Below are 11,439 nucleotides of genomic sequence, written 5' to 3'. Positions count from 1 at the left end.
AGCCAGCATGGTGAATCAGAAACTCACTGATTTGGGAATCCCAAATCGATTCAACTTAACCCCATCCCGCTTTAGGCCCACGACGCGGTTTGCCGGATCGATCCAAAACTGCATGCCATAGATGCCGCCCCACCCGTAGCTGCCCGCCGGAAGGCGGCTCTTGGCTGCAGCCGGATCGATCACGATCGCAAAGCCCAACGCGAAGCCCCAACCCGACCCGGGAAGCGTCGGCATGTTGCCGGTCGCGTTCTGCGTCATCTGCCGCACCGTTTCCGCGCGGAGCACCCGCACGCCGTCGAGTTCGCCTTCGTTCAGCAGCATTTGCAGGAACCGCCCGTTGTCCCCGATAGTGCCGCTCATGCCGGCGCCGCCAGAGTGATAGGCGGTCAGAGAGAAGGCGCGGTTCGGGTCGAAATCGGCGGTGCCCTTGGTTGGAGGGAACGGCACAGCCTCAGGTGCCACCACCGGAACGTAGCCCGTGCCGAGTGCGCCCGTGACCTGTGCGGGCCGTGTCACCTGCACGAACCGTGAGCGCATGGTCTCAGGTGCGTTGAACACAAAGCTCTCAATGCGCAGAGATCTTGCGATGCGCTCGGTTACAAAAGCTCCCAGGCTGGCTCCCGTCACCTTCTCGATGACAGCCCCGAGCACGTCAGTGGCCAGCGAGTATTCCCAGCCTGTACCAGGCTGATAGCCAAGCGGAACGAAGGCGAGACGCTGCATCGCTTCGGCCGTGGTTACCTCGCCCTGGTCTAGCCCGTCGGTCACGCGCGCTTCGCGGTATGCATTAACGAGCCGGGGATTATTGATGAAGTTATAGGAGAATCCGGCCGTATGGGTCAGCAGTTCGCGAATTGTCGGCGGCCTGCTCGCAGGACCCTCAGTGCCGTCAGGACCGCGCACCTGCAACTTGGCGAACTCGGGCAGGAAACGGCTGACCGGATCGTCCAGGCCGATCCCTGCCCTGCTCGACAAGGATCATCGCTGCCACCGAGGTGACAGCCTTGGTCATTGAGGCGAGGCGGAATATGTCGTTCTCGCCGATCGGCACGGCGCTCCCCACCTTGCGAACGCCGACGCTGCGGCTGTAGACCGGGCGGCCATTCTGAAGGATCAGCACCACAATACCCGGAGTACTGCAGCCTTCGACCAATTCCTTAAGGGTTTGATCAAGCTTCGCATTGCGCGCTTCGGGCGAAAAGGCCAGCGCCACCGGGGTGGCAAGGAGCGCGAACGCTACCAGTCCCGCCCCGAGCACACCGATCACAAGACGACGTGAGATCATGATGTTCCTCCCGTAGAGCTGTTCTGAGCATTCTTCGCGACAGCGGAATGAAGTTATTGAGGCTGCCGGTATCCGATCCATAGTAGCGCAGACATTTCGAGCCATCCGAACCCCATACCTGCGGCCGACGAAGACATGATTCTTTCTGGGGACGGGGCGCCTCAGCATCCGCAAGCTGGTGGGAATGCGCCCGGCGCCAAGCGGGTCTATCCTCGAGCGCAGTTCATGGCTTCGCCGCCCAACTCCCGCTTGCTCGCGGCAAAAGGCGGACAGAGCTCGCTCTCAAGCGGCTTGCGTTGCGGCGGTTTGGTGAGTTTGGCAGTTGGTCGGACAAACCCGGGCGCAGGCGCCGCAACCGATACAAGCGCCTTGGTCATTCATCACCATAATCTTCTTCTCGATCTCATCGTCTTCGTCGTCGTCCAGATCGACAAGATCGCCCTCCTCGTTGATGCCCTTCAACGTCATGACGTCGCGACCGCAGACTTTGAAACAACGGCCACAGCCGATGCACTTCTTGGCATCAATTGACATCAGGTACTCCGGTGTCCAGTCACGGCCGTCGCGCGTTGCAAATGACATGATCGGATACCCTCTAAAGCAGTCTGCTGAAAAAGCTTGAAATGGAGAGTTTTCGTATTGTCGGCGGTCGTTGTTGGAGCGGCGCGGTGGAGTTGGATGTAATTTTTTAACCTGTTGGTTGGTGCCCCCCTGACGCGGGGTGGCTAAACGGCAAGCAGTTTGGGAATCCGGATCAGGTTATAGGCGATCAGATTGAGCAGGAAGTTCGGCGGCGACGCGAGCGATGCCACGATGTTTGGTCTTGCGCATCGTGCCATGCTGCTTGCCCCATCCGAAAATGCACTCGACCATCGCCCGGCGCGATTGCGACATGCCGTATCCCGGATGCCGCGCGGTTCGTTCGTCGATGGCGCTGTTGCGGTTCTTGCCGGTTTTGGTGACGGCCTGGTTCTGTGTCACATGCGGCGTCACGCCGATGGCGCGAAGATTGGCGACGTGATCGGCCGTATCGTACGCCTTGTCCTCACCGGCCGTGATGCGGCAGCCTGCGGCTTTGCGTCTCGCCTTCAGCATGGTCTCCGAAGCCCGGCGTTCGGCGATGCCATTGGCATGCGTGACCCTGCCGGCCACCGCCAGCCCGTGCCGGTTCTCCATGGTGGCTTGGCCCATATAGCAAAGCTTGGCCTCGCATCCGGCCGCCTTGCGATAAAGCCTGCTGTCCGGATCGCTGGTACTCGCATGGGTGTCGTTCTTGCGCTTCTGGCCGTGGAAGTTGGCGCCGTCATCATCGTTGCCGCGGCCGTCCTTGGGGCGAAAACTCTTCGAAGTCCAGGCTTCGATCAGCGTCCCGTCCACCGAAAAATGCTCGTCCGACAATAGCGATTTGACCTGAGAATGGTTCAGAAGCTTGGTCATGAACTTCGTGAACACATCGCCGTTCTGCAGCCGCTCCCGGTTCTTGGTGAAGGTGGTCGGGTCCCAGACTGGATCGTCCGGCGACAGTCCCACGAACCAGCGATACAAAAGATTGTAGTCCAGTTGCTCCATCAACTGGCGTTCCGAGCGGATGCACACTTGCAGCAGCAAGGCGCTCAGCAATCGCTCTGGAGGGATCGAAGGACGTCCCTCGTTGGGATAGAGCCTCCCAAGGCTGCGGTTCAAATCACTCAATACATCCCGGACAAGTTCCCGGACCTTCCGCAGCGGATGGTTCGCTGGCGCACGCTTATCCGGCGCGATGTACGAAAAGAGGCCGCTTTGATCCGTAAACCTGCCCCGCATGATCGTCTCCGCCGGTTCGAGATGATAAAAGTGAATCATCAAGCTCCCTCCGTGGCCAGGGGGTTCTTCAGCAGACTGCTACTAGGCCCTTTCCAGGGCCTTGAGGTCCTCGCGCTTGCGCTCGAGTTCGGCAAAGGCATCGTGCGCCTTCTGCGCCACCGCCATGATCGAGGTCCAGTTGACGGGCAATTCCTCCGAGAGGTCGTGCAGATCCATCTTGGCCTGCGTCGCCTTGGCCGATAGCTTTTTCATTTCTGCTTTTACGATTTCAAGATCGCTCATGAGCTGCCCTCAATAGTTCGCCACGTCGGGAAATTTCCGGATCATCTTGATGCCGCCTTTGACGTATTTGTCACCCTCGGCGGCGAGCTTTGCGAGATTGTCGAAGCCGAAGCGATGCACATCGCGCAGGCGCTTGTTCACCACGATCAGACGGCCGCCGATCAACACCATGCGACCAAAGCCTTCATGGTGCATCTTTAGCATCGCATGGATCATCACACCCGTCGCTTTCTCGATCGAGAGCGCGACCGCATTGAAGAACAGCTCCAGCCGCCAAACCACATCCGGATCTGGATCGCCAACGATCGGCAGCGCGCGCCGCTTTTCCTTATCCAGAATATACGGTTCGAGCAGATCGAGATCGCTCTTGCCGTCCCAGGCGCCATAAATGTCCTGGGCGCGCCAACTCTTAACCAGTTCTCTCACGAATGGCGCATCGAGCGTGTTCTCTGGTTGCACGATATCTGCAGCTGCAGTCATGGCCGTCCTCATTCTTCGAAATCGAGCGTGCGCTGCTGGTCTTTTGCCAGCGCCTTGCGCAGCCAGGGCGGCGGCGTACCCTTGAGCACTCGCTCGAGCTTCTCGACGAGGGCGAGGATGTTCTCGGGCTGACCCACCTTAATGGGATGTATATTGTTGGCCACCACGCGGGCGGCACCGGAGCCGCCGATAGCAGCGACATAGAGGATGGCGCAATCCTTGATCGCCTCGATCTTGGGCGCGAGCTTGTCCTCGTTGCCGTCCTCCTTGAAATCGCCGTCGAACTGGACCGCCTTCAGGAATACGTGCCCGCCCGGCCCAACATCATAGATGGCGATGTTCTTGGCCCAGCCAAAATGCGCATCGACGCGCCTCAAGTCCTGGGTAGCGAATGCGACCTTCATGCAATCGACCTCTCTGCTGCCTCGATGACGCTGAGGCCGCCCGGCCTAAAGGGCTGACTCCAGCTACGCCAGCTGTCGGGCGTCGGCCGGTGATTTTCCTCGCGGTCGGCGATCACGAGATTGGCGATTTTGAAGATCAGATCGCGCGTGCCGCGATAGCCGACGGATAGCTGGTGTCCCGCGCCGATCCGATCGAACATCGGAAATCCCGCGCGGTAAAATGGAATCTTCAGCCGCGCCGCCGCTTGGCGGCCATGCGAATGCGTAATCAGCAGATCGCACCCCCTCGTCCTAGCAAGCTCTTCCAGATCCTCAAGATCGCCGATGAGCACCTCCTTGGTCTCGATCCGCTCCAGCACCGGGGACTGCGTGGTTGTCACGGCCGCGGTGACCTGCGCACCCATCTCGTGCAGCATGCTGGATAGGTCGAACAAGAGGTCTGGCTCGGCACCTATCGCAAGCTTACGGCCGCCGATATGGAAATGCGCGTCCAGCATCGCGTCTGCCAGCTGCCCGCGCTGGCGGCGATATTTTGCTGGCACAGGGCGGCCGCTGATCTCGCTCAGGAAAGCAATGAATTCATCGTTGGGGGTGAGGCCGCAGAGCCGCTCGAACAGGCGAAACGGCACCCCGGTCTTGGCCTGCATGGCTTCTGCCGCCCGTCGCATCTGCGCACCAATCGCAATGGTCCAGCTGGACCGGCCCATGCTCGCGACTTCGTCAACCCCGATGCCGCCAATGCTCGTCGGCGTAAATTCGTCCGGGATATGCCCGTCCAGCGATCCCGCAAGATCAGGCAGGAAGGATGGCTTCAGACCGAAATCCTCCAGGATGGTTCTCAGTTCGTCGAGGTCACCCGGCGTCAGATGACATCCGGGGAGAACATTCACCCGCGCGGGATCACGCTCTGCCTCGGCCGGCAGCGCCTCCGTCAGCACCTCGACGAGGCGTGCCACCGTCTTTTCCCAGCCGACCTGGAAGGCATCCTTGAAATCAGGCGTCGAGACAAAGATCAAAGGAAAATTGGCGAGCTGCGGATGTTGCTCGCGGATCAATTTGATGTAGGCGTCGACATCATCGCCATTGGTTTCGGTGACCCCGGTCGAGCAGATCCCGATGATCTCCGGCTTGGCGCGATTATAGATGTTGAGGATAGCCTGCTCGACATTTTCATAACCGCCGAGCACGGTCGCCACCTCGCTCATCGCAGTCGTCTGCAGCGGCACCGCCTCCTTGAAATGCCGCACGAACAGCGTGAGCCCAAAGGACGTGCAACCTTGCGAGCCGTGCAAAAGCGGCATCGCCCCACGCAGGCCCATGAAGGCGAATGCGCCGCCGATCGGCTGACTGATCTTGAGCGGGTTGACCGCGCACGCCTTCGTCGGCGTGGTAACAATGGCCATGACTTGTCCTATTCCGCGGCCCGCAGCATGGCAGGCGGCGAGGAAACCGGCATGGTGGCTAGGACGTCCTCGATGCGCCTCTTGCAGCAGCCACCGAACGCGTCGGTGTGCTGGCGGACTGCCTCGACGCTGGTCAGGCCATGCGAGCGGATCGCATCCTCGATGGTGCCGAGATCGACTTCCTTACAGAAGCAAACCTTTTTCGCGCGCCGCATCGTCTGCGGATCGGCGGCGATCTCGGCAGCCCGCCCACGCATCTTCGTGATCGTCTCGGTCTGCCGGTTCTTGGCCACCTTGTCCCACGGCACCGGTCGACGCAGCTGCTCCCAAATCGGGTTGAACAGCGCCTTGTCGATCTCCTCGACCAGCTTCACCATACCGATATAGCCCATGTAGGCGTGGCAGCGCTCCTGGTTGATGTCGAGCCAGGGCATCGCTGCCTTGAGCGCAACAAATTGCGATTTGCCACCCGAGAGCATGATGTCCGCTTTCGCGTCGGTCAGCATTTTGTATATCTCGCGCGGCGTCATGTCCTCAATCATATGGGCATCCTGCCCCATCAGCTCCTTGATGCGCTCCTTGTCCTGCTTGGTGGATTTCTTGACGCTGGTGCCGACCAGCTCGAGCCCCGCCTCCTGCAGCGCAGCCACCACGGACCAGGACTTGACACCGCCGGTGATCAGTAACGCCCTCTTCCCGGCAAAGCGCGGCTTGTACGGCTCGATCGCGGCCCAGGCGCGCGCCTCCTCCCGCGCGATCACCGTCTCGGTGCGCCCGATCAGTTCGGAAGGCGCGCCGCGTTCGACCAACAGCCGCGCGATCTCGCGCAGCGAAGCGCTGGAATCCTGGATGCCGTAGAACGATCCCTCGAAGAACGGAATGCCGTAGCGCTCCTCCATCTTGCGCGCAACGTTGATCATCGCCTTCGAACATACCAGCATGGCAGCGCGCGCCCGGTGCGAAGAGGCAACTTCGCGATATTTGCCATCGCCGGAGATGCAGGAGAGGATGCGGATGCCGAGCTCGTCAAGCAGCGGCTTAACCTGCCAGAGCTCGCCGGACAGGTTGTATTCCCCGATCAGGTTGATGTCGTAGGGCGTGGTGTAGTCCGGCTCTTGCGTGCCGATGACATGCTCGAGCAAGGCCTCGCCGGCGAGCTTATTGCCGAGGTTCTTGGGGCCGACGAAGCCCGGCGAATTTACGGGAATGATCGGTTTGCCGAGCTTTTGCGAAGCCGCCTTGCAGACCGCATTGATGTCGTCGCCGATCATGGCGGGGACGCAGGTCTGATAAACGAAGATGGCCGGCGGATCGTACTTGTTGATGATCTCCTTGATTGCCTTGTAGAGACGCTTCTCGCCCCCAAATACGATGTCGGTTTCGCTCATGTCAGTGGTGAAGCCGGTGCGCCAGATGCTGGCATCAGAGGAAGACGCACCGCGGTTGTCCCAGGAGTTCCCCTCACAGGCGATCGGACCGTGCACCAGATGGGCGACGTCGGTAAAAGGCTGCAGCGCGATCTTTGCACCGTCGAAGGCGCAGCCGCCTGCGGCGCCGCCCGGCTGTAGCTGCTTGTTGCAGCCCTTCTTGCGCTCGGCAACCGACTTGTTGGCGTTCTTGGCGCAGCCCGGCTCATTAAAGATCTCTTGGATCCTGGCCGATAGCGAACTCATCCATCTCTCCTCTCAACCGAGCTTGTGCGCAAAGATCAGCCCATCTGCGCTTAGGCCATCGCCGATGTTTGGCGGCGATGGCGCCCGCGTCATTCGTCATCAACGAATGATGTCGAAGCTATAGTCGGTTTCGCCGAGAACGTTGGTCTTCTTGTCGATCTCGTCGAAGATCTTGTCGAGAATCTTCACGAGCACGTTCATGCCGCCCTGATAGCCCCACACCGGAGAGCGGTGATGGTGATGCCGATCAAAGATCGGAAAACCGATGCGGATCAGTGGCACACCGGTGTCGCGCTCTAGATACTTGCCATAGGTGTTGCCAATCAGGAAGTCGACCGGCTCGGTGAACAAGAGCGAGCGCATATGCCAGAGGTCTCGCCCCGGATACGCGTGGCAGTTCTGTCCAAACGGCGAACTCGCAAACAACGTCTGCATTTTTGCCTCCCAATCCTTGTTGCCGTTCGTCGACAGCACATGGATCGGCTCAGCGCCAAGCTCGAGCAGGAAGGCAGCCAACCCGTAGCAGAGGTCTGGATCGCCATAGATTGCGAATTTCTTGCCATGGATGTGCGCACTGGAGTCAGCCATCGCGTCGACCAAGCGACCGCGCTCTCGCGCCAATTCCTCGGGGATATCCTTGCCAGTGATGCGCGACAGCGCCACGAGGAACTCATCCGTTGCGGAGACGCCGACCGGATAATTGAACGCTACGACCTCATGGCCATGATGTGCGATGAACGGCAGCGTCTTTTCCGTGCACCACTGCTGCATCGAGATCGTTGCCTTAGCGTGAACCGCCTTCGCGGCGTCTTCCAGCGTGGTGCCGCCGTCATACATCCGGAACTCGCCGTCGGTTGGTGTATCAAACACATCGGAATTGTCGGCGAGAACGGTGTACTGGATTGCCATCAACTCAAAGATGCGCTTGATCTCACGGATGTTGCCGACGGTGTAGCCGTCAAAGCCGCCGATAAAGTTGATCTTCTCGTTGGGCACCCGCTCAAGCTTCGGCGTTGTTCCGGCCTTGCCGTCCCAGAAATGCTCCAGGATACCCTTGAGCGCATTATCATAGCCGGTGACGTGGCTGCCCACGAAGGCTGGCGTGTGCGCGAACGGCACATCGAAATCCGCTGGAACCGAGCCTTTTTCCTTGGACGTTTTGATGAAGGCGTTAAGGTCGTCTCCGATCACCTCCGCCATACAGGTCGTGGAGACCGCGATCATCTTGGGCTTGTACATATTGTAGCTGTTGGCGAGCCCATCAATCATGTTGTTCAGCCCGCCGAATACGGCAGCGTCCTCCGTCATCGACGAGGAGACGCAGGAGCTTGGTTCCTTGAAGTGCCGCGACAGATGGCTGCGGTAATAGGCCACGCAGCCCTGGGAGCCGTGCACGAAGGGCAGCGTGCCCTCAAAGCCAACGGAGGCGAACACCGCGCCGAGCGGCTGGCAGGCCTTGGCTGGGTTTATCGTCAGCGCTTCGCGCGCAAAATTTTTCTCGCGATATTCGGGCGTCTTCGCCCATTCCCTGATGCGTTCGACCTCCGCGGGATCGCGAGGATTCTCGAACATCTTCTTCTTATTGGCCAGCATCTGCTGGTATTCCGGTCCGCGGAACAGCTCGAAGTGATCGAGCACGTGTTCTGCACTCTGCGCCATAGGTAGGATCCTTTCAAAAAAGCGTCATCAATATCAGCTCCGGCCCTCAGGCTGAGAGCCGGTCACTTTGCGTTATTCGGCAGCTAACAGTTTCGCCTTTTGGACATCCTTCCAGGGCGCCTTGATCCTCTTCCAGATCGGCGAGTTGATGGCCATGTCCATGTCGCGTGCGAAGATCGCAAATCCGTCATAGCCATGATACGGACCCGAATAGTCCCAGGAGTGCATTTGGCGGAACGGCACGCCCATCTTCTGGAAGACATATTTCTCCTTGATCCCCGAGCCGACCAGGTCAGGCTGTACCTTCTCGACGAAGCGTTCGAACTCGTAGCCGGTGACGTCGTCGTAGATCAACGTGCCATCCTTGACGTAGTGCTGGGCGGTGCGCTGGTAGTCGTCATTGTGGCCGAACTCGTAGCCGGTGCCGACGACCTCCATGCCGAGATCTTCATAGGCGCCGATCACGTGGCGCGGACGCAGTCCGCCAACGAACAGCATCACGCTCTTGCCTTCCAGGCGCGGGCGATATTTTGCGACCACCGCGTCCACCAGCGGCTGATATTTTGCAATCACCCGCTCGGCACCCTCCTTGATCTTGTCGTCGAAAAAGCCGGCGATCTTGCGCAGCGACTCCACGATCTTAGAGGGCCCGAAGAAGTTGTATTCGCACCATGGAATCCCAAACTTCTCCTCCATGTGGCGTGAGATGTAGTTCATCGAGCGGTAGCAATGCAGCACATTAAGCTTCGCCTTCGGCGTTGCCTCGAGCTCTGCCAGAGAACCGTCGCCGGACCACTGCGCGATTACGCGCAGGCCCATTTCCTCCAGCAGGATTCGGGATGACCAGGCGTCGCCGCCGATATTGTAGTCGCCGATGATCGCGACATCGTAGGGGGTCGGCTCAAACGTCGGCTTGCCCTCGGGCGAGACCTTGTCGAACACCCAGTCGCGCACCGCGTCGTTGGCAATATGGTGGCCGAGCGACTGCGACACGCCGCGAAAGCCCTCGCAGCGGACCGGCACGATAGTCTTGCCGCCATATTCCTTCGACTTTGACCTGGAGACCGCCTCGATGTCGTCACCGATCAGGCCGATCGGGCATTCCGACTGGATGGTGATGCCGTTGTTGAGCGGGAACAGCTCCTGGATCTCGTCAATGATTTTGACGAGCTTCTTGTCGCCGCCGAACACGATATCCTTTTCCTGGAAATCGGAGGTGAATTGCAAGGTCACGAAACTATCGATGCCTGTCGTGCCAACGTAATAGTTACGCCGCGAGCCCCACGAGTACTGTCCACAGCCGACCGGACCGTGGCTAATGTGGATCATGTCCTTGATCGGGCCCCACACCACACCCTTGGAACCCGCGTAGGCGCAACCGCGGATCGTCATCACGCCTGGGATCGATTTGAGATTGGACTTGACTCCGCAGTCCGACTTGCCGGCCTCGTGAACATTGAGGTGCTTGGCGCGCCGTTTCGCAGTCTTCTCCGGATAGATCTTCAGCACCTCCTCAATCAGCTCTTTGTTGCGGGCTTTGATTTCCGCGATGCTCTGGGTCGTGGCGAGACTCATGCTGATATCCTTCAGAAGGTTTCCTGTTGCGATGACGGCTCTCGACCAAGAGTTTGCAACGACCATGCCAGCCGCGGCGTGAACGCAAAAATCCACGCAGTTGGAAGTAGATAGCCACACTCGCGCGGCTGACCGGACTGTTGTTGCAAACCCGACATCGAACGTGTCCACGGACCTGCTCGTTTGATCCTGTTCGAAACAAAACAAGCCGGGCACGCATGGTTTTGCACCCGCGGATTTTCCACACAAGCCCGCGAGAGTATTGCGATACTTGCCGGGGCCTACTACCGGAAGCTATCTAACGAAGCGACCCAGCTGCAAGGCCGCGGCAGCCAATCTGGCTCACGGATCGTCGCGAAGCCCGACCGGTGCACACCTCACCCGCGATGGTGCCTTGCGCGTGGCCTCGCCGCCATCCTGCTATTGGGTCGACCAACCAGGGAGATCGTCGCGGCCGACGCGCGGGGGGTGTTCGAGCGCCTGAGCATCTCAAGCCGCAGCGCCGAACGATTTTTAGCTCCATGATCTTACGTGTGCAGCCGAGGCCGAGGCTGCCCTAGCTGATACGCGTTGACGCAACTAAACCTGATCCTCGACTCTGCCGAGAGACCCGCCCTGTGCTCGAGACGAACCGGCTCGTGAGCGCGAATGATGACGAAGGCGGCGTGCGCCATGAACTCAAGCGGGTGTAGTAGAGATCATGAAGAAAACGCCAGCTCTGCCGCACATCCCAGCGTCGCCCGGATAGACCAGCGGCTACCCGGTATGCGGTTGTCTGCGTCGTTCTTAATCAGCGTCGAGCTATGGCGGAATCTGGGTGATGACGGCCTGAGAAGGGCGGCGTATCGAGGCGGGTAACCAGCCAGCCAGAACCT

Annotated in this window: 10 protein-coding genes and 1 pseudogene; all 11 read right to left on the bottom strand. The window is 59.8% G+C overall.

Going from position 1 to position 11,439, the window contains the following annotated elements; all coding sequences use genetic code 11:
• Positions 1-15: 15 nt before the first annotated feature.
• The 11 genes and pseudogenes from AC5ZG1_RS42200 to nifD all read right to left on the bottom strand — a co-directional run bounded on the left by AC5ZG1_RS42200 (position 16) and on the right by nifD (position 10,564).
• On the bottom strand, positions 16-975 hold the full coding sequence (locus AC5ZG1_RS42200) for a serine hydrolase domain-containing protein (RefSeq protein WP_455998804.1): 960 nt from the start codon (positions 973-975) through the stop codon (positions 16-18).
• Positions 890-1,285 carry a serine hydrolase domain-containing protein gene (locus AC5ZG1_RS42195; protein WP_051397342.1) on the bottom strand — a complete coding sequence of 132 codons (396 nt, stop codon included), beginning with the start codon at positions 1,283-1,285 and terminating at the stop codon, positions 890-892. Before AC5ZG1_RS42195 ends, AC5ZG1_RS42200 begins: the two co-directional genes overlap by 86 nt.
• A 282-nt stretch (positions 1,286-1,567) precedes the next feature.
• A complete protein-coding gene (fdxB, locus tag AC5ZG1_RS42190) occupies positions 1,568-1,867 on the bottom strand; it encodes a ferredoxin III, nif-specific (protein ID WP_028169131.1) in 300 nt (99 codons plus the stop codon).
• Positions 1,868-2,010: 143 nt separating this feature from the next.
• Positions 2,011-3,088 (bottom strand): annotated as a pseudogene (locus AC5ZG1_RS42185) (IS5 family transposase).
• Between the two features lie 81 nt (positions 3,089-3,169).
• Positions 3,170-3,370: a CCE_0567 family metalloprotein gene (locus AC5ZG1_RS42180; RefSeq protein WP_028169133.1), complete on the bottom strand. Its 201-nt coding sequence runs from the start codon at positions 3,368-3,370 to the stop codon at positions 3,170-3,172.
• Between the two features lie 9 nt (positions 3,371-3,379).
• Positions 3,380-3,850, bottom strand: a complete 471-nt coding sequence (locus AC5ZG1_RS42175) for a NifX-associated nitrogen fixation protein (protein ID WP_028169134.1) — start codon at positions 3,848-3,850, stop codon at positions 3,380-3,382.
• A gap of 8 nt (positions 3,851-3,858) precedes the next feature.
• Complete coding sequence (gene nifX, locus AC5ZG1_RS42170; RefSeq protein ID WP_130229807.1) at positions 3,859-4,254, bottom strand: nitrogen fixation protein NifX; 396 nt, start codon at positions 4,252-4,254, stop codon at positions 3,859-3,861.
• Positions 4,251-5,657 (bottom strand): nitrogenase iron-molybdenum cofactor biosynthesis protein NifN, encoded by a 1,407-nt coding sequence (gene nifN / locus AC5ZG1_RS42165; protein WP_455998802.1) that lies wholly within the window; start codon positions 5,655-5,657, stop codon positions 4,251-4,253. Before nifN ends, nifX begins: the two co-directional genes overlap by 4 nt.
• An 8-nt stretch (positions 5,658-5,665) precedes the next feature.
• Positions 5,666-7,330 (bottom strand): nitrogenase iron-molybdenum cofactor biosynthesis protein NifE, encoded by a 1,665-nt coding sequence (nifE, locus tag AC5ZG1_RS42160; protein ID WP_455998800.1) that lies wholly within the window; start codon positions 7,328-7,330, stop codon positions 5,666-5,668.
• A gap of 99 nt (positions 7,331-7,429) precedes the next feature.
• A complete protein-coding gene (gene nifK, locus AC5ZG1_RS42155) occupies positions 7,430-8,989 on the bottom strand; it encodes a nitrogenase molybdenum-iron protein subunit beta (protein WP_028169138.1) in 1,560 nt (519 codons plus the stop codon).
• A gap of 72 nt (positions 8,990-9,061) precedes the next feature.
• Entirely contained in the window at positions 9,062-10,564 is a 1,503-nt protein-coding gene (nifD, locus tag AC5ZG1_RS42150) for a nitrogenase molybdenum-iron protein alpha chain (RefSeq protein ID WP_496136346.1), read from the bottom strand.
• Between the last annotated feature and the right edge of the window lie 875 nt (positions 10,565-11,439).

It is taken from the genome of Bradyrhizobium sp. Leo78 (assembly GCF_059512425.1).
The sequence above is the reverse complement of the archived record's forward strand: the minus strand, read 5'-3'. Positions and strand labels throughout refer to the sequence as shown.